This is a genomic window from Shouchella patagoniensis (assembly GCF_002019705.1).
In the GTDB taxonomy this organism is placed as follows: domain Bacteria; phylum Bacillota; class Bacilli; order Bacillales; family Bacillaceae_D; genus Shouchella; species Shouchella patagoniensis.
The window spans coordinates 1762605-1783408 of record NZ_KV917377.1; the positions used below are offsets into that span (position 1 = coordinate 1762605).

25 protein-coding genes and 7 tRNA genes are annotated in these 20804 nt (G+C 37.9%); 6 read left to right on the forward strand and 26 right to left on the reverse strand.

The window, feature by feature from the left end:
- Positions 1–82: 82 nt before the first annotated feature.
- From BK584_RS09485 to BK584_RS09525, 9 genes are all read right to left on the reverse strand, one after another.
- Positions 83–442 (reverse strand): YuzC family spore coat inner layer protein, encoded by a 360-nt coding sequence (locus BK584_RS09485; RefSeq protein WP_078392379.1) that lies wholly within the window; start codon positions 440–442, stop codon positions 83–85.
- A 237-nt stretch (positions 443–679) separates the two neighbouring features.
- Positions 680–764: transfer RNA gene (locus tag BK584_RS09490), tRNA-Leu, on the reverse strand.
- Positions 765–769: 5 nt separating this feature from the next.
- Positions 770–855: transfer RNA gene (locus tag BK584_RS09495), tRNA-Leu, on the reverse strand.
- Between the two features lie 22 nt (positions 856–877).
- Positions 878–954: transfer RNA gene (locus BK584_RS09500), tRNA-Asp, on the reverse strand.
- Between the two features lie 7 nt (positions 955–961).
- Positions 962–1037, reverse strand: a tRNA-Val gene (locus BK584_RS09505).
- A 22-nt stretch (positions 1038–1059) separates the two neighbouring features.
- A tRNA-Glu gene (locus BK584_RS09510) sits at positions 1060–1134 on the reverse strand.
- A 5-nt stretch (positions 1135–1139) separates the two neighbouring features.
- Positions 1140–1230 (reverse strand) — tRNA-Ser (locus tag BK584_RS09515).
- A 1-nt stretch (position 1231) separates the two neighbouring features.
- A tRNA-Asn gene (locus BK584_RS09520) sits at positions 1232–1306 on the reverse strand.
- Between the two features lie 60 nt (positions 1307–1366).
- Positions 1367–1822, reverse strand: a complete 456-nt coding sequence (locus BK584_RS09525; protein ID WP_078392380.1) for a SprT family protein — start codon at positions 1820–1822, stop codon at positions 1367–1369.
- Positions 1823–1901: 79 nt separating this feature from the next.
- Between BK584_RS09525 and cmpA the strand changes: the two genes are divergently transcribed.
- On the forward strand, positions 1902–2039 hold the full coding sequence (gene cmpA / locus BK584_RS24130) for a cortex morphogenetic protein CmpA (protein WP_139365641.1): 138 nt from the start codon (positions 1902–1904) through the stop codon (positions 2037–2039).
- Between the two features lie 98 nt (positions 2040–2137).
- Here cmpA and BK584_RS09530 read toward each other — a convergent pair whose 3' ends face one another.
- The 13 genes from BK584_RS09530 to acpS form a co-directional block, all read right to left on the reverse strand.
- Positions 2138–4297 carry a Tex family protein gene (locus BK584_RS09530; protein ID WP_078395506.1) on the reverse strand — a complete coding sequence of 720 codons (2160 nt, stop codon included), beginning with the start codon at positions 4295–4297 and terminating at the stop codon, positions 2138–2140.
- A gap of 87 nt (positions 4298–4384) precedes the next feature.
- Positions 4385–4975 (reverse strand): PP2C family serine/threonine-protein phosphatase, encoded by a 591-nt coding sequence (locus tag BK584_RS09535; protein WP_078392381.1) that lies wholly within the window; start codon positions 4973–4975, stop codon positions 4385–4387.
- The gene (gene sigB / locus BK584_RS09540; RefSeq protein WP_078392382.1) at positions 4975–5760 is read right to left on the reverse strand and encodes an RNA polymerase sigma factor SigB; all 786 of its coding nucleotides are present in this window, start codon (positions 5758–5760) and stop codon (positions 4975–4977) included. Before sigB ends, BK584_RS09535 begins: the two co-directional genes overlap by 1 nt.
- Positions 5720–6202, reverse strand: coding sequence for an anti-sigma B factor RsbW (rsbW, locus tag BK584_RS09545; protein ID WP_078392383.1), 483 nt, complete (start codon positions 6200–6202; stop codon positions 5720–5722). The genes sigB and rsbW overlap by 41 nt, the downstream gene beginning before the upstream one ends.
- Positions 6202–6531: an anti-sigma factor antagonist gene (locus BK584_RS09550; RefSeq protein ID WP_078392384.1), complete on the reverse strand. Its 330-nt coding sequence runs from the start codon at positions 6529–6531 to the stop codon at positions 6202–6204. Before BK584_RS09550 ends, rsbW begins: the two co-directional genes overlap by 1 nt.
- Before the next feature lie 62 nt (positions 6532–6593).
- The gene (locus BK584_RS09555; protein ID WP_078392385.1) at positions 6594–7610 is read right to left on the reverse strand and encodes a PP2C family protein-serine/threonine phosphatase; all 1017 of its coding nucleotides are present in this window, start codon (positions 7608–7610) and stop codon (positions 6594–6596) included.
- Between the two features lie 13 nt (positions 7611–7623).
- Positions 7624–8040 carry an anti-sigma regulatory factor gene (locus BK584_RS09560; RefSeq protein WP_054704201.1) on the reverse strand — a complete coding sequence of 139 codons (417 nt, stop codon included), beginning with the start codon at positions 8038–8040 and terminating at the stop codon, positions 7624–7626.
- 2 nt (positions 8041–8042) lie between these two features.
- Positions 8043–8399, reverse strand: a complete 357-nt coding sequence (locus tag BK584_RS09565; protein WP_054704199.1) for an STAS domain-containing protein — start codon at positions 8397–8399, stop codon at positions 8043–8045.
- 18 nt (positions 8400–8417) lie between these two features.
- Positions 8418–9236: an RsbT co-antagonist protein RsbRA gene (rsbRA, locus tag BK584_RS09570; protein ID WP_078392386.1), complete on the reverse strand. Its 819-nt coding sequence runs from the start codon at positions 9234–9236 to the stop codon at positions 8418–8420.
- Between the two features lie 160 nt (positions 9237–9396).
- Positions 9397–9747, reverse strand: coding sequence for a type II toxin-antitoxin system PemK/MazF family toxin (locus tag BK584_RS09575; protein WP_011245664.1), 351 nt, complete (start codon positions 9745–9747; stop codon positions 9397–9399).
- A 3-nt stretch (positions 9748–9750) separates the two neighbouring features.
- Positions 9751–10005 carry a hypothetical protein gene (locus BK584_RS09580; protein WP_078392387.1) on the reverse strand — a complete coding sequence of 85 codons (255 nt, stop codon included), beginning with the start codon at positions 10003–10005 and terminating at the stop codon, positions 9751–9753.
- A gap of 390 nt (positions 10006–10395) precedes the next feature.
- Positions 10396–11418 (reverse strand): LolA family protein, encoded by a 1023-nt coding sequence (locus BK584_RS09585; protein WP_078392388.1) that lies wholly within the window; start codon positions 11416–11418, stop codon positions 10396–10398.
- Positions 11419–11530: 112 nt separating this feature from the next.
- Positions 11531–11890, reverse strand: coding sequence for a holo-ACP synthase (gene acpS / locus BK584_RS09590; protein WP_078395508.1), 360 nt, complete (start codon positions 11888–11890; stop codon positions 11531–11533).
- A 104-nt stretch (positions 11891–11994) separates the two neighbouring features.
- On the opposite strand from acpS, the gene BK584_RS09595 reads away from it, so the two are divergent.
- Entirely contained in the window at positions 11995–12768 is a 774-nt protein-coding gene (locus BK584_RS09595; RefSeq protein WP_078392389.1) for a rhomboid family intramembrane serine protease, read from the forward strand.
- Positions 12769–12878: 110 nt separating this feature from the next.
- The gene (locus BK584_RS09600; protein ID WP_245808828.1) at positions 12879–13484 is read left to right on the forward strand and encodes a YitT family protein; all 606 of its coding nucleotides are present in this window, start codon (positions 12879–12881) and stop codon (positions 13482–13484) included.
- A 171-nt stretch (positions 13485–13655) separates the two neighbouring features.
- On the opposite strand, the gene BK584_RS09605 is transcribed toward BK584_RS09600, so the two are convergent.
- Together BK584_RS09605 and BK584_RS09610 are read right to left on the reverse strand one after the other, a co-directional pair.
- Positions 13656–15542, reverse strand: a complete 1887-nt coding sequence (locus BK584_RS09605; RefSeq protein WP_078392390.1) for an LTA synthase family protein — start codon at positions 15540–15542, stop codon at positions 13656–13658.
- 156 nt (positions 15543–15698) lie between these two features.
- Positions 15699–16466 carry a M15 family metallopeptidase gene (locus BK584_RS09610; RefSeq protein ID WP_078392391.1) on the reverse strand — a complete coding sequence of 256 codons (768 nt, stop codon included), beginning with the start codon at positions 16464–16466 and terminating at the stop codon, positions 15699–15701.
- Positions 16467–16796: 330 nt separating this feature from the next.
- Here BK584_RS09610 and BK584_RS09615 point away from each other — a divergent pair, with 330 nt between their 5' ends.
- Positions 16797–17105: a hypothetical protein gene (locus tag BK584_RS09615; protein WP_078392392.1), complete on the forward strand. Its 309-nt coding sequence runs from the start codon at positions 16797–16799 to the stop codon at positions 17103–17105.
- Positions 17106–17201: 96 nt separating this feature from the next.
- Positions 17202–17834, forward strand: coding sequence for a YesL family protein (locus BK584_RS09620; protein ID WP_078392393.1), 633 nt, complete (start codon positions 17202–17204; stop codon positions 17832–17834).
- Between the two features lie 6 nt (positions 17835–17840).
- On the opposite strand, the gene BK584_RS09625 is transcribed toward BK584_RS09620, so the two are convergent.
- A complete protein-coding gene (locus tag BK584_RS09625; RefSeq protein WP_078392394.1) occupies positions 17841–18764 on the reverse strand; it encodes an MBL fold metallo-hydrolase in 924 nt (307 codons plus the stop codon).
- A gap of 95 nt (positions 18765–18859) precedes the next feature.
- On the opposite strand from BK584_RS09625, the gene BK584_RS09630 reads away from it, so the two are divergent.
- Positions 18860–20011, forward strand: a complete 1152-nt coding sequence (locus tag BK584_RS09630) for a DNA glycosylase AlkZ-like family protein (protein ID WP_169871171.1) — start codon at positions 18860–18862, stop codon at positions 20009–20011.
- Between the two features lie 35 nt (positions 20012–20046).
- Here BK584_RS09630 and BK584_RS09635 read toward each other — a convergent pair whose 3' ends face one another.
- Positions 20047–20787 (reverse strand): sugar phosphate isomerase/epimerase family protein, encoded by a 741-nt coding sequence (locus tag BK584_RS09635; RefSeq protein WP_078392396.1) that lies wholly within the window; start codon positions 20785–20787, stop codon positions 20047–20049.
- Between the last annotated feature and the right edge of the window lie 17 nt (positions 20788–20804).

The window sequence follows — 20804 nt, forward strand, 5'->3', positions numbered from 1 at the left end:
CCTCAATTATTAGAGCAAGGATTTTCATTTGTTCATTTAACCGAGTATCAATTGGAATAGTTTAATTACGATAAGCATGATTCTAACCCCATTTCAAAACAATAGACAACGAACAACAGTCCGCAGCACCTGATATCCCGGGTGACTGCAACAAAAAAACAATACCTGTTGGAGAGTATTGAATATCAGCTACTACTGTTAAACCAGGAATAGAATTGATAAGCCGTTGCACTAAAGCTTTATTGCTTTTTTGAGCCGCATCCATTAATTGATAAGCGAAAGTGTTCCTCCCTAATTGCGTAAGAAGAATTTGACTCTGCTGTAATAAATATTGCGCCCGTTGCACAGACTGACTTAATTCCGATGTATCTATCGCAGGAAATTGTCTTAGTTCATATTGGAAAGGGACCCAATTACGCGCTTGCCAATTAAGATTATACATAACTGCCTCCTATAAGAGGGAATACCTTAAATTATGCAACTATGCTTGAACATGAAACATCACAACTAACTATTAGCATTCTACTAGTAGCCATCCAATAATATAAAAAGTCTTAAACAACGCGTTGCTCTTCCTACATACATTTTCAGTTACTAAAGATCGTCCTTTCACGTTCACTCTTTAATAAAACACAAAAAAACCAAGGGTTAAAAACCTTGGTTTTGTATGATAGATTAATGCGGTTGAGAAGACTCGAACTTCCACGGGATTTAACTCCCACTAGGCCCTCAACCTAGCGCGTCTGCCATTCCGCCACAACCGCGAATATGGTGCGGGTGAAGGGACTTGAACCCCCACGTCATAAAGACACTAGATCCTAAGTCTAGCGCGTCTGCCAATTCCGCCACACCCGCGCGGATATTCAAAAAATAAAAATGGCGGTCCGGACGGGACTCGAACCCGCGACCTCCTGCGTGACAGGCAGGCATTCTAACCAACTGAACTACCGGACCATTTTTATGGTGGAGGATGACGGGCTCGAACCGCCGACCCTCTGCTTGTAAGGCAGATGCTCTCCCAGCTGAGCTAATCCTCCAAGTAAACTTTTCAAAAATCATTGGTGACCCGTACGGGATTCGAACCCGTGATACCGCCGTGAAAGGGCGGTGTCTTAACCACTTGACCAACGGGCCGCAACTGGCGGAGAAGGAGGGATTTGAACCCTCGCGCCGCTTACACGACCTACTCCCTTAGCAGGGGAGCCCCTTCAGCCACTTGGGTACTTCTCCATGGCTCCACAGGCAGGATTCGAACCTGCGACCGATCGGTTAACAGCCGATAGCTCTACCACTGAGCTACTGTGGAATATGTAATTATTTCTTGTCCCCTCTTAGCGACTCCTATAATATATCATAGGCAAATAGATCAACGCAAGACTTTATTTGATAAAAATTCAAGTTTTCCCTTGCACTTCCCACAAACGAATTTCTGCGTGTTTATTTTTCTTTTTCTAGTGTAAATAAGTTCACATTTTTTGCAACGATAATCGTAAGTCGATACATTTTGTGAAACAGACCTACAGAATCTTGGAGCTCTAACTTGCTTTAAAAGTTGTTTGAAGTCAGCATCACGGTGTTGATATCCTTTACCTTCTAGATGGAGATGGTAATGACATAGTTCATGCTTAATAATACCAATTAATTCACCTTCTCCAAATTGTTCATACTGACTATAGTTTAATTCGATATTGTGACTCTGAAGCAAATATCTCCCCCCTGTTGTCCTCAGTCGTTTATTAAAAATGGCCTTATGTAAAAATGGCCGCTTAAAATATTTACTGGAGATCTCTTCCGTTAATTCTTGCAGTTGTTGATTAGTCATTTATCTCACCCTTTAAAAAACATTCAACAGTGACAAACCACCAAGCATATACTACCTAAAAATGAAAGGAGCGATCACTGTGCCTACATGGTTAAAAAAACAATTACGAAAAGCATATGCCGATAAAAACCGCCACCAGCTTAAAGTATTAAATCAATGCTGGTTCTATTATAAAACAACCTCTAATCACACTATCTCTCAACAAAAAACATTATAACTTATCATGACTTACGGTGCACAGGTTCCTTTCAAAAGCAGTGCTTTTCATTATATAAAAAAAGACAAGAGAGGCTACATCCTCCTTGTCTTTAAATATTAAACGACAACTGGCTTTTTCATTGATAAACTAACTCGCTCTTTAGTTAAATCAATAGAATCAATCCACACCGTTACAATATCGCCAATCGATACAACTTCTAATGGGTGTTTCACAAAACGATCTGTTAACTTCGAAATATGTACTAAGCCATCTTGTTTAACACCGATATCCACAAAGGCACCAAAATCTACAACATTACGAACAGTCCCTTGAAGTTCCATACCCTCTTTCAAATCTTCCATCTTTAATATATCTTGCTTTAGTTGAGGAGCAACAACTTCATCTCTTGGATCTCTATTTGGGCGTAATAAAGCATCAATGATATCATTTAACGTCAATTTTCCAATTCCAAGTTCATCAGCCAGTAAGTTTATTTGGTCCCGATTCATTTTTTGTTTTAAGGAATCCAATCCTAATTCATCTAATGACGCTCCAACTCGCTTCAAAAATGATTTCGTATCAGCATAACTTTCAGGATGAATTCCAGTCGCATCCAACGCATTTTTTCCATCTTGAATCCTCAAAAATCCTATGCATTGCTCATATGTTTTTGCTCCTAAACGTGGGACTTTCTTAAGTTCAGTTCTGCTAATAAACGCTCCTTGCTCCTCACGTAGAGAAACGATATTGGCCGCCTGAACTTTATTTAGTCCTGCAACGTGAGATAGTAATGCAGGAGATGCTGTATTGACGTTCACACCAACACGATTTACTACTGTTTCTACAACAAATGCAAGAGATTCATTCAATTTCTTCTGTGACACATCATGCTGATATTGGCCAACACCAACTGATTTAGGGTCTATTTTAACCAATTCTGCTAAGGGATCTTGAAGCCGTCTTGCAATAGAAATAGCACTGCGTTGCTCAACTTGGAGGTTCGGGAATTCTTTCCTCGCTAAATCAGATGCAGAGTATACACTCGCTCCAGCCTCATTCACAATAACATAATAAACTGTTTCAGTGATTTCCTTTAATACGTTTGCTACAAATTGTTCCGTTTCTCTAGAAGCCGTTCCGTTTCCAATTGCGATCATTCGCACCTTATATTTTTTTATAAGGTCGATAATAACAGCTGATGCTTCTTTTGTCTTGTTATGTGGCGCTGTTGGATAAACAACCCCAACGTCTAGTGATTTACCGGTTGAATCAACAACCGCCCATTTACATCCCGTTCTGAAAGCTGGATCAATCCCAAGCACAACCTGACCTTTCATCGGCGGTTGTAATAGCAATTGTTTTAGGTTCTCCGAAAAAATAGTAATTGCTTGTTCCTCTGCTTTTTCTGTAAGAAAAGACCTTACTTCACGTTCTAATGATGGTTCAAGCAAACGAGAGAAGGCATCTACTATTGCCCGTTCTACAATTGTGACTACTGGTGAACCATGCTTCTTAATATAATAACGTTTGATTTGATCAATAAATGAGTCTGCTTGAAAACGTACGTTTACGCGCAGTATCTGTTCTTTCTCACCTCTGTTCAATGCCAATGTCCGATGAGGAACCATTTTCCCAATTGGTTCTGCAAATTCATAGTACATCGCGAAAACACTTTTCTCGTCTTCTGCCCCAGCTTTTTTCACGGATTCAATCGTAGCTTGCTTCATCGCTTTTTCTCGTAAACGTTCCCGTATAACTGGATCTTCAGCGACAGTTTCTGCAATAATATCACAAGCACCTACTAAAACGTCTTCAACGTTATGAAGTTCATTTTCTTCATTCACATACGGAGATAATTCTTGCGATTGATTAAAAGTGTTTGGAAAAGACAAGATCAACTTCGCTAACGGTTCAAGTCCTCTTTCTTTTGCGATTGTTGCCCTCGTTCGACGCTTTTGTTTATAGGGTCTATACAAATCTTCAAGTTGCTGTAACTTTTTTGCCGAGTTAATCTTAACTCTTAGTTCATCGGTCAATTTCCCTTGTTCATCGATAAGTCGCAGCACTTCTTCTTGTCGCTGATGAACGTTTTTAGCATATTCGTATGTATCATTTATTTCTTTTATTTGTAATTCGTCTAGTCCACTCGTTTGCTCTTTGCGATACCTTGCAATAAACGGCACCGTATTCCCTTCTTGAATAAGAGAGATGACTTGTTGAACCTGTTTTTTTTCAATACCCGTTTCCTGCACTGTTAAATGTATTAACTTTTCCATAATGAACCATCCTCCATCCTTCTTTTCATCATAGCATAAATAAAGTGACATAAAAAATAAGCACACCGTCTCCTAAGACCATTGTGCTTATTTTAATTTACCAACCATTAAAGTCGCATCATCATTAACACTATAAAGTTTTTCAGAAATCACATCACTATCATCAAAATGAGTGATGAGCGATTGCTTTGATGGTACTTTTTCAACACCATCTGAATACATCACAATTGTAGAACCCGCTTTATACTCATACTGTTCGCTCACAATTTTTTGTTTTCTGCCACAAAGATACCCACGCTTTGGCATAGGTTGAACCACTGTGCCGTCTGGGTAATATAGAATAAAACCGATGTTCCCATAATTGGTATACGTTAGCAAGCGATTCACATAATCAATATGAAGCAAAGTAATGACCGCACCTCTTTCATTTGAGAGCGATGTATTACAACGTTGAAGAATTTCTACAGCTGTTTCTTTATGATGTTCTTTTATTGCTTGAACTGCTTTTTCAGCTGACTCATGAGCTCCCCTACCACTACCTAAACCATCAACCACGGCACAAATAGAATACTCCTCCATTTGCATCACAATGTGAGCATCCCCGCACACGAGATTTCCAGGTTTTGTGCGTTGAACCACTGCAATATCTGTATAATTATCTTTGTAATACGTGACCATTAAAAAATCTCCGTTGGTTCAATCCGAATAGAGTCCCGTAATTTTTGTAGCGCACGTCGTTGTAGCCTTGAAACATGCATTTGAGAAATACCTAATTTTTCGCCTGTTTCTTTTTGGCTAAGGTTTTCATAATACGTACATTGTAAGATTTCTTTTTCACGTTCATTTAAAACTTGAAATGCTTTCTCAATCAACATCTTTTGATCAGCTTGCTCATAACCTCTGTCTTCATTTCCAACTAAATCAAGTAATGTTACTTCGCCGCCTTCTTGATCAGCTTCTAATGAGCGATTAACAGAAAGTGCTTGATAACTCTTACTCATTTCCATCGTTTCTAAAACTTCTTCCTCACTGACCTGAAGATATTCAGCAATTTCATTTACAAGCGGAGAACGTTGAAGCTCAATGGTCAAAGCATCTGCCGCTTTTTTTATTTTCGGCCCAAGTTCCTTAATACGCCTTGGTACATGGACACTCCATGTTTTGTCTCGAATAAAGCGTTTAATTTCTCCAACGATCGTAGGCACTGCAAATGATTCAAAACTTCTACCGTATTCATCATTGTATCTGTTTAAAGCAGCAAGAAGACCGACCATTCCAACTTGAAACAAGTCTTCATCATACTCTCTGCCTTTTGAAAATTTACGTGATAAAGATCTGACTAATGCCTCAAAATGTTTAACAAGGCGTATTTGCACTTCCTCATTGCCAGTACGTTGGTATTCTTCGATCCAATGGTAAATTTCATCCTTGTTCTGATTGTAAGGAAGAGATTCCGTCGACACTTTCCTCCACCTCACTCTCATATAGATACTTTGTCATGACAAGCATTACACCGTTATCTTCGTTAATTTCGACTTTATCCATCAACGTGCTAATGAGGAATAACCCAAGCCCTCCTTCCTTCAAATCTCCAACGGGCTTTTTGGCGTCTACTGGACCTAACCGACTTTCAACTTCATGTATATCAAAACTTTTTCCTTGGTCAGCTATTATGATTTGGATTCGATCCTCATAAATATAACAAGCTAAAGAAATAAAACCCTCTTCTGAATATGCATGTTCAACAACATTTGTGCATGCCTCTGCTACTGCAATCTTTATATCTTCAATATCATCGTACGAAAACCCAAGTCTATTAGCGATACCAGATACAGACAAACGCGCAATACTCACATATTCAGGTTTTGCAGGCAGCTCTAAATGAATTCTATCATGTTGTTCCATTAATTCTGCCCCTCCTTAGCGCCCTTAATAGTGATGACTTCGTCCAGGCCCGTAATCGTAAATAATCGTTTAATCCTCGAAGACATACCAAGTAAGGTTAAATGACTACCATTCGCATCAGTTGCCTTTAAGACACCTACAAACACACCTAGTCCAGTGCTATCAATATACTCAACATCATCAAGATGAATATTGATTTCATAATCTTCTTTTTCAGCTAACGGTAATAACGATTCACGTAATTGGGGGGCAGTATATGCATCAATTTCTCCTGCCAAATGTATATGATAAGTGCGGTCCACTTGTTCTGAACGTATTGAAAGGTTCATATTATGTTTCCTCCTCAGGCAATTAACTTCCATTTATACTTCATACCACTTACTAGCCGTGTCTAAACCTTTCTTCGCAAAATAATCAATGTAAAGTCATCTCTAAGCACAAAATCCTGCAATTTCATTAACTCTTCATAAACATTATCGACGATTTCTTGCGCAGGCAAATGAATATACTTACGAATTAAGTTTGTAATTTCTTCACGTTCAATAAATTCATCACCGATGCGGCATTCCGTAACTCCATCTGATAAAAGCACGACAAAGTCCCCTACTTCTAGATGACGAATGTATTCTTTATATGTCGTCTTTCGAGAAACACCTAATACAAGCCCTTTCGCCCTTAATTCTTCAAATGTATCTTCATCAGCACGATAAAAGAACCCTGGCTCATGACCTGCACCAGAATAATGGAAATCAGATGTTGTTCTGTTATAGTATCCATACATCATTGTAATAAACATGCTATCGTCAACATTTTGCTCAACTACACGATTTAAGTTTTCAAGCAACAACGAAGGTTTCAATTGCTGTTCAGACGGTAAACTATCCATTGCATACTTAATCATAGACATACATAAAGCAGCCGGAACACCTTTTCCTATAATATCTGCAATCGCCATCCCTAGTCCCTTGTTGTCATCGTGGACATAGTGATAATAATCACCGCTCATTTTTTTAGCAGGAACACAAATAACCCCGACATCTATAAACTGTGCTTTAGGTTTATCTTGAGGAAGTAGGGTTTGTTGCATACTCGCCGCAACATCAATTTCTGATTCAAGTTCTTGTTGGCGATTTCTTAAAATTTGATGCTCTTGATATGCTAATCCATAACCCATCATTACCTCTAGTAATAAATCAAACGAGTCTTGAACTTTTTTATCTAAAGTGGGCAAAACTTCATTAAGAATTTTAAAATGGGTACTAACAAATTCTTCTGGAGAAATTTTTTGCTCCAGAAGAAATTTGCTTATTTTTTGAGCTTCATATAGGCTTTCCTCTGATTGGTTTTCTAGGAACTCCTTCAAAATACGTTTGTAGGACAACTCTAACTTATGGTCTGTAATAGGCATTCACAGTCCTCCTTTAACGCGTCCATTTCGTTGCTGTTATCGTCGTACCAACGCCCACTTCAGAATCAATTGTGAATTCATCCATGAGTCGTTTTACACCAGGAAGGCCAGCACCTAGACCACTAGATGTCGTAAAACCATCTACCATAACCTGCCTAATGTTTTGAATCCCAGGGCCTTCATCTGATGCAATTACACGTATCCCTTGTTTCACTCTTGTATTTGACGGGGATTCAACAATCTCTAAACGAATTTCCCCTCGGTTAGCATAAAGATAGATATTGCGTGCCAGTTCGGAAATCGCTGTCGTAATACGAGCCTGATCAACATTACCAAATCCAATTTGTCTAGAAAGGTCCCGCCCCGCTTGTCTAGCGGCTACTATTCCCCATTCATTGTTTACTTCTACACAGGATTGGGTATTATCCATATCTAACCCTCCAATTCCTGTTGCAAACTTGCGAGTCCTTGTTCAAGGTCCAATGCTGTCGATACACCCTCTAATTTTATTCCCATATCAATTAAAGTAATGGCAACGGCAGGGCGTATCCCAGTCAATACAACTCGCGCACCCATTAGGTTGGACATGTCAACGACATCTCCCAACACTTTTGCAATAAACGAATCAATCATATCGACACTCGTCAAATCAATAACAACGCCAGTCGAACCTTCTTCGTGGATTTTCCCGAGCAAGTCTTCTTGAAACTGAAGAGCTGTCTGGTCATCCAACTCAATTTGTATACTTATTAATAAATACTGATTCAACTTTAGGATTGGAATTCTCATTTTCGTTTCTCCCTCCAGTTACACATCCGTTAGGTTTTTCCCTATCATTTCCAATGCTGTTACGACACCTTTTCGCAAAGTGCTTTTAGTTGGAAATTTTGTAAGGTCTATACCTAAATTCACAATCGTTTGTGCAATCTCTGGTCTTATACCAACTAAAATACATTTTGTTCCTACGAGACGAACGGCCTCTGATGCTTCAATAATATGATGAGCTACCATCGTATCAACAACAGGTACTCCCGTAATATCAATTAAAACCACTCTTGAACGATGTTCAATTACACCTTCAAGTAGGTTCTCCATTATTAATTTTGCCCTAGTTGTATCTATGCTTCCTATTAGGGGCATTACCGTAATCCCTTCAAACACAGGAATAAGAGGCGCTGATAATTCCAATAAAGATAACTTTTGCATTTCAACTGTATAGTCCCATGTATTCGCATAATCATTTACAATACGATCTACCCGATGATCTATCCAATCGTTTAATTCAAATAAAACGTTTAATGAATCCTCTGATTCAAAACGAGACTCTACAATCAGTTTGTGACAAATACGTCGAAATAAATGCATCGCTTTGGACAAGTAATTTAAAGAACCGCCACTTTGAATGTAACGATGCACATAGTCGTTCAACTTCGAATCAAAATTCTCTCCTTTTTCATCTGCCGTTTCAACCATGAGTTCCATAAATTCATTATTCATACGCTCAAATGCCTCATCGGAAACAGACTTTAGATAGTTCTCAGAACGCAATTGCAAAAGTTCCTTTCCCCACTCATCTATGAGTCTCGTCCGATTTTCTAAAAGATATGAGACAATATAAGACTGCATTTGCCTACTCCTTCCGCTTGTATATCCTTATTGTTATTATTTCACGAGTTGGCGTCTGTTGCAAAGATTTATGGTCGTAAGCGATATTTTCTCTATTTTTTGAGTAGTGACAACAAAAAGCCCGCTTTTTAGGCGGGATCTTTATATATATACTTTAATCCTAAAAATCAATAAGTCCTAGGCTAATCGTTAATGCTTTGTCTACTGACCGCATCATCTTATCGTCAAGATGAGTGATCTTATCAGTTAACCTCTGCTTATCAATCGTTCGTACTTGTTCAAGCAAAATAACGGAATCACGATCAAATCCATACTTACTTGCGTTAATCTCCACATGTGTAGGGAGTTTTGCTTTTTGAATCTGTGCCGTAATGGCGGCGACAATAACAGTTGGGCTAAATCGGTTCCCAATATTATTCTGGATAATAAGTACAGGCCTGACCCCACCTTGTTCAGAACCAACCACAGGGGACAGATCCGCAAAGTATACATCTCCGCGTTTAACTATCAAAGGCTACACCCCACTAACGAGACGCGTCAGCGTATGGTTCGCTTCCTCCTCAGCAAGAAAGGCTTCTGATGCAATTGTTAAATTGATTTTCGCCATCTCCATATAGCCTTGTTGCATCGACTCACGAATTTCTGCTTTTAAATCTCCACGATCCTTATTTCTTGAATCGAAGGCGCCATCATAATCGTTCCATTTTTCCTGCTCAAGCACAGCATCCACCTCATTTAATTCAGTGTAAGGCTCTATTAGCCAACTCAGTACGTGATCATATAAAAAATCTAGCTACAAGTTATACACCGTTTATCATAGCATTGCCGTAACCTCTTTGCAAAGTCATTTTTTATAAATTCTTTCCGCTACCATATTAGATTTGTGTGATTTCAATTTATCTCATGAATTACCTTGTCGTCATTGTCCCCGTTACATTCATTTTTATGCGGTATTAACACTTTCTATTTCATCCAATTGTGATCCATAAATTTTTCTGGTAGTTCGTTTCTAATTCAAGACATTCATTTATTTCAATGTATAAACTTACAACTAACAACTTATCACATACATTTTTATTTTAAAATATAAAAAACTGCACCTCGGTTGTAAGATACTTCCAACGCTCGAGGTGCAGTTTAAACAATACAAATCCTCTTTTTATTTTTCACCCACTGCGATAACAGAACGGGCAATTTCCGCCATTTCATCTTCAGCAAGATCTTGAGATATTAAAGAAAAATCAGACCCTTCATGAGACCACATGATCCGATCACTTGATTGAAAACCAATTGTAAAACCTAAATCAATTGGCTGACCTTTAATTAAATTTAATGGATTTGCCAATGTCGGAACCGTTAAGCTATTTTCTTGAATAAGCGTAAATGACTTCTCCCCACTATATTGCTGTACATATGTTTTCCGATCACCATTTTCTACAACCGTTGGTTGTATATCCGCATCGATTCCCTCTGGAATATCGAGTGGATAAAGTACTTTCACATTTTCTAATTCCTCTGAAGTAGCCATTGTTGGTTCTGACATTTGCGCGCCTGTCATTGCCTTTTCTGTATCAAAATCCTCCACAGCTAAAGATGGATTTTTTTCAAATTCTGTAAAAGCAACATCAACAAGTACATTATTATCAGCATCCATTATTTTGACTGAAGCAGGACTTAAGTCTTTTTTATTCAGACGAATTTCTTGGCTATTTAAATTCTTGTTTTGATATGTTGTTGCTGTTTTAAAAACATAATGCTCATCATCTTGGGCAAAATTCACATCAGCATCAAGGCTAATATCTCTTAACAACGATTCATATAAGTATGCCTGACTACTTGTTTTTGGCCAATCACTTTGAAATCGAAATGTTTTATTTAGAGCAGGTGTTAATACAAAAACGCCTTCTTCATTTTTAAGGATAATTTGACTCTGATCATTGGCAGTATTTTTTAAGTCTACTTTATAAAATGAGTTATCCTTCTGCCAAACTTCCACATCGTACGTTTGAGGCTCTTGCCCAGTTTCCAGCTTCATTGTTGCTGTTGATTTGTATCCATTTGTTGATTCCAGTGCTTCCTCCACATCGTTCATAACGTCCTCTTGTGACTTTTCACCACAAGCCGCTAATACAAGTACCATCATAACAGTGACTACACCCAGCCACACTTTTGCTTTCATCATGCCTACATTCACCCCTTCAGCTCACATTAGGAATTAGACGGCGAGCCCAATACCCTGTTGCTGTAAACTATATGAGCGAAGGTCAAGCAATATGCAGACGAGTATTGACAAGTTACTTGAAACTTTCAATTACGACTTGGGCTACCGCAAATTGAGTGGAGTGTGTAATAGACAGATGAGCCTTCTCTCCAACTTCCCCGCTGACAATAACTGGCTTTCCACTCACCTCACTAACTACCTCAATATCTTGAAAAGAAAGATGAATCCCAATTCCAGTTCCTTTTGCTTTTGCATATGCTTCTTTAGCAGCAAAACGTCCCGCTAAAAATTCCATTTGTCGATATGGTGTTAACTTATTCATTTGACTTAACTCTGAGTATGTTAATATTCTTTTAGCAAAACGAGGTTGTCTATGCAACACTGACTTAATTCGCTCAATTTCGATGATATCCAAACCAATGCCTACAATCACATTTCCCATCCTTTCAATTAACAATGTTATGCGCCTACCTATGTGAACTGATATAATAACAACGCGTTCTAACTCTAATCAGAATCGTAAAAAGGAGTGACCTTATGTTCATCCGAAATGAAACGTTTTCTTCCTATATTCGTAATTATCCTGTTGTAAGTAGTATTGTGGCATTAACTGTAGCAATCCATTTCTTAATCATTTTAATGCCGTCAGGGTTCATTTGGCGCGATTTAGGCGTCGGTTGGAATGCTGGTATTGCTAACGGTCAATATTGGCGTTTAGTTACACCCATTTTTTTGCACGGTTCTCTTTTTCATCTTTTGTTTAATATGTTTGCCTTAATTATTTTTGCACCAGCTTTAGAAACCATGATAGGCAAATTTAAATTTCTGCTTATTTACCTCATTCCAGGCATTTTAGCAAATGTTGTAACTTTCTATCTGCAAGATTTATATTATTTACACGTGGGTGCTTCTGGCTCTATTTTTGGAGTGTTTGGCGTATTTCTCTTTATGTATTTATACAGAAATGACTTACTTGATCGTCAGTCAGCCCAAACAATTTTCCCCATCATTGTTATTTCACTAGTAATGACATTTTTAGGATCTAACATAAACATCTTAGCGCATCTATTTGGTTTAGCATTTGGTGCTTTACTTGCGCCACTGTTTCTTCGCGGTGCAACACCTTACTATCGACAAGGTAATGTCAGACGCACCAGAAAAGTATACATCGATGATGATAACGTTTCGTTTAACCCTAATCGTTGGAAAAACAGCCGACGGAATAAAGTAGTTAAACGTATAGCAATTGTTGTTGGAGCAATTATCCTGTTAGCGATTCTCTACGCACGATTTAGTGCAACTTACTATTAATCCTGCTTTATTCTCAATAAGCAGCTTTTCGTTCGAGTCACCGTCATAGCCTTACAGTTGTCCGCATAAGATGAAAAGAGCTTGGCTACTGATTGTATGAGGGTGATTAAGTGATAAAAGGAATCCGATATGTAAGTGTATTGTTGACAGGGTGCTTGCTTATTAGCATAGGCATTAACTTTTTCTTTGTTTCATACCATTTGCTGGATGGAGGCATAATAGGCGTTGGACTTATCGCCCATTACATTTGGAATTTTCCAGTTGGTATGACAATCATTGTCGTTAGCATCCCAATTTATATTTTAGCTTGGATCTACTTTCGTCCTTTCTTTTATAACTCACTTGCTGGTGTAATTGTTTCTTCTTTAATGATTGATTACTTCGCCACTTTTATACCAGCAATCCCTATTCTCCCTCCGTTACCTAGTGCAATTATTGGAGGTTTAATGCTTGGTATTGGGGCTGGTATTATGTTTTTGCTTGATATTAGCACAGGAGGGTTTGACTTACTAGCACAAATGATTTCCGCTAAAACAACATGGAATGTAGGTGTACTTATTGTTGGATTTGATTTAGGTGCTGTAGTTGCTGGCATTTCAATAGTAACAATGGACGAGATTATCTTATCGACGATTGCAGTAATCGCCACTGGCTTTGCCACAACCGTTATAACAGCCTTTGGGGGAATTAATACCCATGGGGTTCAAACTGATTAGAACAGGTTAAGGCCATCGCAAGTCTCCTGATACAAGCCAGTAAACAACAGCATAGACGCCTGCAATACTCGCAATTAAAATGAACCAAAAACGATTACTTTTTTTCATTCTCACACCTCATTTCTTCCTTAGTGTACAAAAAAGCCGTCGCAATTGCGACGGCTTTTTATTTTATTCGGTTTCAACTAAGTTTTGATTATCTGGCTCGTAAAAACGAAGTAAGTCTCCATAAATAACCTTATCCGAGAATTCTAAATCAGAAGCTGCTCTTGGAGCAAACTCTTCACAAGCTTCTACTTCACTTTCTTCTAATGGCTCACCGGTACTTTTATCATAACAAGTGTTGTTCGTCCAAACAACGTCATCAGTAATAAAACTTCCGTTACGTAGGACTGCATACGATTCATTTTCCGGTGAAAACAGATCAGAACCAAACTGGATATCTTCCTTTGTCGACATACCGAGCAGATGCATTAACGTTGGCTGAATATCAACCTGTCCGCTAACCGTATCGATGGTTTCCCCGTCATGTCCTGGGATGTGAATAAATAAAGGTACTCTTTGTAACTGTACAGAATCAAAAGGAGTAATCTCGTCTTGTTCTAGGTATTCAGCCATCGCTACGTTATGATTGCCTGAAATACCATAATGGTCGCCATATAAAATAAAGATACTGTCCTCATAAAGGCCTGCTTCTTTTATGTCCTCAAAGAATTGTTCCACAGCGTAATCCATATAACGAACCGTTGGAAAGTATCTATTTAACGTACCGCTATTAGAATCAAACTCATCAACCATTTTATCTTCTTCACCTAATTCAAACGGAAAATGATTTGTTAACGTAATAAACGTTGAGTAAAACGGCTGTGGCTGTTCTTTCAGAAGGTCGATCGATTGCTCAAAGAATTCACGATCCTTTAATCCCCAACCAACAGAGTTTTCTTCTGTAACATCATAATAAGATACGTCGTAGAAATGATCGTACCCCAAAGTATCGTAAACAACGTCTCTGTTCCAAAAAGTCCTGTTATTCGCATGCATTACCGATGAATAATAGCCATTTTCCCCAAGAATTTCTGGAGTGGCATTATAATCATTTTGCGCGTGTGTAAAGAAAACGGCACCACTGCTTCTGCCAAACATTGAGTTCGCTACAATAAACTCTGAATCAGACGTTTTCCCTTGTTCCGTTTGGTGATAAAAATTCTCGAAATAGTAGCTATCCTCTTTTAATTGGTTTAAAAATGGTGTTACTTCCTGTCCATTTATCTCATTATCAATCACAAAACTTTGTAATGACTCAAGAGATATCATAAAAACATTTTTGCCTTCTGCAGCACCAAACATCTCCGGATCAGGCTCTTTTCGGTTTGCTTGCACATAATTCTTCACTTCAATGATGTCAGAGCTATCGGCTAAGACACGCTGTGCTCTTGACTGAGACTGTAAAAAGATATCGTATAGATGAAAGTTAAAGACACCAATATTTTTTACAATCATATCACGGTCAAATGAACGAGTAAGTAATTGCGGGCGTTCTGTTTGAGCTAGCGTTAAGTTTCCTAAAAACAAAAGAATCGCAAGCGAAAAAATCAGGATTGGCTCACGTTTTAAACGGCCCACAACTGGCACGCTTTTTCTAGCGACAAGCACTGCTAAAACAAGTACATTTGTAAATAAGAACGCATCCCAAATGCTCATTAATTCAAAGACACTTGAAGATAAATCTTGCATGTTATTTGTTTGCAATAAAACTGGTAATGTTAAGAAATCTGAATAAAATCGATAAAACAGCAAATTCCCATACAATATAAAAGATCCAATAAACGATAAAACGACTACCATCACATTGCGTGCTTTATTTCTAAACAGCAAAGCAACCCCGATTAGTAAAACAGATGAACTAATTGGGTTAATAAACAGTAGAAATTCCTGCATCATATTTTCTGTGGGAATTGTAAAAGCCACTTTGTAAAGAACATACGTTGTAATCGATAATAAAGCGACGGCCAGCCAGAAGAATTGCAACCTCCTGAAACCAGCTTTTATTTTTGTCATTTTGCTAGTCTCCTCTCAGTTCAAACGAGTATGACCCTTTTTCTCTATTTGGGTTTCTAATACTTATCTCAATAAATGCGTTACAAGCTAATAGTTTATCAAAAAAAAACTTCCTTGAATATAGTTCCACGGACATAATGCACTTTCACACCACTTTTACATTTTCTTTACAATTTCCAAATATTCTTCAAGGGTATACTCTCTAACATAAATATCGTTAGCAATGTCACCCACATATCTTAAGTGCCATGGCTCATAGCTATAACCTGTTACTTCTTCTTTCCCTTCTGGGTAACGAATAATAAACCCAAAAAGATGTGCATGGTCTTTTACCCACTTGCCTTCTTTAGTTTCACCAAATTCCTGACTTAGAGCATAATTAATAGAAGCACTAGAAACATCCATTGCAAGTCCTGTCTGGTGTTCGCTATGTCCTGGCATTGCAACCAGACTTTGGTTTTCTCCTTGAACCGATTGGGCTTCCTCATATAATTCCTCTTGTCGTTCATAGGAACGAAAACCAGAAACCGCATACAAAATAACCCCGTTATCTTCTGCTGCTTTAAACAATTGTTCAAGTGAATTTGCTGCATCCTCTCTTATATAGCGACGATCGTCGATGTGGTCAAAAGAAAAACGAATATTCGGAACAACTAAATCTTCCGGTTTATAATCGGCAGGCAATTTAAAATCCCTATTTACATTTGCTACAAAATTGTCGGGGTTCATTATTGTTGATTGACCACTCACCTCTATTATCTCATTAAAAAGATGAGCTTGAAGATACATTGGATCCTCTTCGATAAGTGAGTTGTTTTTTACACCGGGGTTTTCTTTTAATGGCAACTTGGTCGTACTATCTATCCCAGAACAACCTGTAGTTAGAAGCATAATACAGATAAGTGCCCTCGTTGATTTAGACATAAGATTACCTTCCTCATAGTCATATGATCTCTTCACTATATCATAGCTTGTCTAGATCAAGAATTCTTTTCATGAAGGCACGCTTTTGTCATTCGGCATTTTAAACTGTCCCTTCTCATCATCGCCTTTATTTTATGTGAATACATTCACCATTATGTTAAAGTGCACTGGACATTACTATCCAATTTTTAGGAGCGGAAGGTTAATTATTACTACCCTACATTTTTTTATTTAAAACATTATTCAAGCTTAATGATTTAAACTATTATGTGTAAACCGAACAGATTCGGGTATCAATTTAATATGAGTTAAATAAGGAGGCGCATTTTAATGTCTAGAGAACGTTATTTTGTTACAGTTGATATGGCTATGATGCAAATTTCTACTTTCAAAACACCCGATAATACGATTCAATATGAGATTTATGCCACAAATAATGAAGTAGATAAAATTGAAGCATTAATTGAACAGATCAAATCAAATGACTTTCGACAGGAAGAGCTTTTTCAGCGGCCTTTTCAGGAAAAGAAAGCAGATGAAGACAAAGAATCAACTGATAACGAGCTTCAAGAATTGTTTAAAGTAATTTATGATTTAGGCACAATTGAAACAAAAGAAGTGGTTAAAGATTTAAAATAAATTTCATTATTTAAGACGAACTGTTCATTTCAGCAGTTCGTTTTTTTGTTTTTATGATACAATTTAGATAACGCTTTCATAAAGGTGGTTAAAATAATGGAAATGAATGGTCTTATGGGCGGTATATATAGAGCCGCCGAATGGATTATGAGGTTAGCCGCACTTAATTTACTATGGATTGGTTTTACTCTTGCAGGGTTAGTAGTAGGTGGATTGTTTCCTGCTACTCAAGCTTCCTTTGCACTAACAAGACAATGGATAAGAGGCGAGAGTGATCTGCCCTTATTTAAGACATTTCTTACTTATTTCAAAAAAGATTATTGGAAAGTTCAGAAGATCGGCTTCATCCTAACCATTGTTGGTTTTGTACTTATCGTCGACATATTATTTGTTTATAATCACACAAACCCATATATTACAATGCTTTCATTACCACTCTTGCTGCTTTGCCTGCTTTATGCCCTAACCTGTTTTTATGCATTCAGTGTCTTTGTTCATTATGAACTAAGTATAAGCCAACTGCTAAAACATGCCATCTTACACGCAGTTGTACGCCCATTTTTAAGTATTACTATGCTTCTTTCGCTAGCAGCTCTATCATTTCTAATGCTTCAGTTCCCTGGTGTTCTTCCATTTTTTGGTGTATCCATTCCAATATTTATACTTATGTGGTTTTCTCACTTCGGTTTTATCCGAAATGAAGAAAAACAAAAAAGTCAAGCCGCCTAATACAATCTATATCCAAAGTGTGCTCGCTATTGAGAGTACACTTTTTTGTTCTGATTTTAAGTTCCGTCTTTTCCATTCTTGTTCAAACCGTTTTAACGCCTCTGGTCCTGTATCATCAGCCAGTCGGAATGTACCATAATGCATTGGGATACATTGCTTTGCTTTTAAATCAATAAATGCCTGTACTGTTTGCTCTGGTGCCATATGATCTAATTCCATGAACCATTCTGGTTCATAGGCGCCAATAGGTAATAAAGCATAATCGATCGGTGGAACGTTCTCAGCAATTTGTTTAAATCCTTGAAAGTACCCGCTATCTCCTGCAAAATAAATCGTCTTTTCTTTAGAACTTATAACAAAACCACCCCAATGACTTAAATTCATATCAAATAATCCTCTCCGTACCCAGTGTTGGGCGGGGACAAAAGAAAAAGATAATTCGTTTATAACCATATACTCCCACCAATGAAGTTCTTTCACGACTTCTTCTGGCCATCCTTTTTTTAGAAATGTATTTTTCAGACCTGCTGGAACGATAAAATGTGGGTTTCCAGGTACTTTTTTTAGTGTTTTAAAATCTAAGTGGTCATAATGACCATGAGAAATTAACACAAAATCAATGGCAGGCAAAACATCAAGGGGAATAGGTTGGGGGACTGAACGTTTTGTTGTACCCATGAATTTTGACCAGACAGGGTCTGTTAAAATATTCATCCCAGCAATCTGAATTAAAAAAGTAGCATGCCCTGCCCAAGTAATCGAATCCCTGTCTTCTTTATGAAGCTTTGTTAATTCTGGTTTCTCATTAACGTCAATTATCTTATCTAAGTCTTTATTTTTCCGAAAGCGCTCTTTATACCACCGAATAAAATCAGACATGCGATGATTGTTATGTATTTGGTCCATGTTTTCAAAGCGTTTTTTTTTCATGCAGTATATAGCCTTCTTCCTTAAATTCTGTTCGCTTATTCATTGTTTTGTTATACTACACAAAACAATGAATAAGCGAACAGGACGTGATTTGTTTGATTAAAATATCTAAGCAAACAGCTAAATCGTTTCTACACCAGAAATTAATTAAACCTAAGTTCAATTCTGCAATTGAACTGTTAAAAGGACTTGAAGCTATTCAAATCGATCCCGTAGCGATAATTGAACGAAACCATCAGCTAACAGCAAGTTTACGTATGCCTTCCTATAGTAGCGACTCTTTAGAACAGGTATTATCCGACGGAGAGGCTTTTGAGTACTATGCCCAAGCCGCTTGTTTATTACCGGTTACTGACTATCCATTATTTGCAGATGTCCGTCAACAATTTACCAATAAACTCTCAAAAGAGTTATTTCATTTATCTGATGTAATTAACGTTATTTTATCTAGACTTGCCAATGAAGGCCCACTGCCATCCTCTGCCTTTGCTAGCACGAAAAGAGTCCAAGGTGGTTGGGATACGAAAACTCCCACTACGAAGGAATCAAGTCATGCACTCCAGCTTTTATTTTATACAGGAAAAATCCAAGTAGTCCAAAGAAAAGGATCACTTCGTTTTTTTTCTCGTACCGAAGATTCAATCCCCAGCGACTTACTGTTAGAGGAGCAATTTTCTAGCCCAGGTGAGCGAGCAATCGAACTTCAATTAAAATACGCTCGCGCTTATCGCTTATTTAGTCATGACGACCCCCGATATGGTTGGCAAAAGCACCCCGCACAGCGTCGAAAACAATTACACCAACAAGCAATTGATTGTAATCAATTTACAGAGGTATTAATTGAGGGAATTAAACGGCCATATACCATTTTAACAGAAGATATTGATATGTTACTTTCAGCAGAAAACGATCAACCAACGGGTATCGAGTTTCTCTCACCTCTTGACCCTCTTCTATGGAGACGAGAACGACTGATGGATGTTTATAACTTTTATTACCGCTGGGAAATCTATGTACCAGAGTCAAAACGAGCTGTTGGTCCTTATGGTATGCCCATTCTCTGGGACGGAGAATTAATAGGTCAAATATCTCCATATTTTGAACGATCAAAGAAGATGTTGTGGATTCATAATATCGTATTAAATCAAGGCTTTCAACAAAATAGAAATACGAAAAGAAAGCTTGATGATGCTTTACACGCTTTAGCAATTCGCGTTGGCGCGACTTCAATCCGTCATCGCGACTAAAAAGGAGCTTTCCTAAAGGGAAGCTCCTCTTCTTACTACATGTTTTGCAAATTATTAAAGCTAATTTTTACGCTTTCTAATGGCGTACGTTCACATTTATCTTGTTCAACAATAAAGTAAGACGTACCTGCTTCTTTAGCTGCTTGAATAATGCCTCTAATATCAAGCTTTCCTTCACCAACTTCCGCAAACGTCCCTCCATCTTTTTTCATGTCCTTTAAATGGATAACAGGCACTCGGTTAGCATGTTTAATTAAGTATGATTTCGAATCAACACCAGCGAATTCAACCCAAAATGTATCACATTCAAGCTGCATATTATTGGCTTCAGTATTTTGAAATAAAATATCTAACCCATACTCGTTATCAAATACTTTTAGTTCAAAATCATGGTTATGATAACAAAATACAAAGCCAGCCTCTCTTATCTTGTTTCCGATCGTATCAAATTCTTTAGCGAGGTTAAGATAGTCAGCTTTGGAACCCCTCTCCTCTTCTGATAAAAACGGACACACAATAAACTGAACGCCTATCGTTTTATGATATTCAATGACCTCGTTTAAATTATTACGCAACTGATCAACTGGAACATGGCTAGACCAAGCTTCCAGACCAATTTCTTCTAGCATATTGCTCACTTCATTGGCAGAGTGCTCGCCAAAACCTGCAAATTCTACACCCGAATAGCCAATTTCTTTTACTTTCTGAAGAGTTCCTTTGAAGTCCTCTGTAAGTTCGTCACGTAATGTATATAGTGCCAGTCCTATTGAATTCATTTAAGCCCTCCTCATTA

What these genes read in the sequence shown, in the direction of transcription:
- BK584_RS09635 (WP_078392396.1), bottom strand. Translation starts at nt 20,787, where the DNA reads ATGAATTCAATAGGACTGGCACTATATACATTACGTGACGAACTTACA.
- BK584_RS09625 (WP_078392394.1), bottom strand. Translation starts at nt 18,764, where the DNA reads ATGAAAAAAAAACGCTTTGAAAACATGGACCAAATACATAACAATCAT.
- BK584_RS09485 (WP_078392379.1), bottom strand. Translation starts at nt 442, where the DNA reads ATGTATAATCTTAATTGGCAAGCGCGTAATTGGGTCCCTTTCCAATAT.
- BK584_RS09620 (WP_078392393.1), top strand. Translation starts at nt 17,202, where the DNA reads ATGGAAATGAATGGTCTTATGGGCGGTATATATAGAGCCGCCGAATGG.
- BK584_RS09565 (WP_054704199.1), bottom strand. Translation starts at nt 8,399, where the DNA reads ATGAGAATTCCAATCCTAAAGTTGAATCAGTATTTATTAATAAGTATA.
- BK584_RS09535 (WP_078392381.1), bottom strand. Translation starts at nt 4,975, where the DNA reads ATGGTCACGTATTACAAAGATAATTATACAGATATTGCAGTGGTTCAA.
- BK584_RS09560 (WP_054704201.1), bottom strand. Translation starts at nt 8,040, where the DNA reads ATGGATAATACCCAATCCTGTGTAGAAGTAAACAATGAATGGGGAATA.
- BK584_RS09550 (WP_078392384.1), bottom strand. Translation starts at nt 6,531, where the DNA reads ATGAACCTTTCAATACGTTCAGAACAAGTGGACCGCACTTATCATATA.
- rsbRA (WP_078392386.1), bottom strand. Translation starts at nt 9,236, where the DNA reads ATGCAGTCTTATATTGTCTCATATCTTTTAGAAAATCGGACGAGACTC.
- BK584_RS09605 (WP_078392390.1), bottom strand. Translation starts at nt 15,542, where the DNA reads ATGACAAAAATAAAAGCTGGTTTCAGGAGGTTGCAATTCTTCTGGCTG.
- BK584_RS09555 (WP_078392385.1), bottom strand. Translation starts at nt 7,610, where the DNA reads ATGCCTATTACAGACCATAAGTTAGAGTTGTCCTACAAACGTATTTTG.
- BK584_RS09525 (WP_078392380.1), bottom strand. Translation starts at nt 1,822, where the DNA reads ATGACTAATCAACAACTGCAAGAATTAACGGAAGAGATCTCCAGTAAA.
- BK584_RS09615 (WP_078392392.1), top strand. Translation starts at nt 16,797, where the DNA reads ATGTCTAGAGAACGTTATTTTGTTACAGTTGATATGGCTATGATGCAA.
- BK584_RS09585 (WP_078392388.1), bottom strand. Translation starts at nt 11,418, where the DNA reads ATGATGAAAGCAAAAGTGTGGCTGGGTGTAGTCACTGTTATGATGGTA.
- BK584_RS09595 (WP_078392389.1), top strand. Translation starts at nt 11,995, where the DNA reads ATGTTCATCCGAAATGAAACGTTTTCTTCCTATATTCGTAATTATCCT.
- BK584_RS09530 (WP_078395506.1), bottom strand. Translation starts at nt 4,297, where the DNA reads ATGGAAAAGTTAATACATTTAACAGTGCAGGAAACGGGTATTGAAAAA.
- rsbW (WP_078392383.1), bottom strand. Translation starts at nt 6,202, where the DNA reads ATGGAACAACATGATAGAATTCATTTAGAGCTGCCTGCAAAACCTGAA.
- BK584_RS09610 (WP_078392391.1), bottom strand. Translation starts at nt 16,466, where the DNA reads ATGTCTAAATCAACGAGGGCACTTATCTGTATTATGCTTCTAACTACA.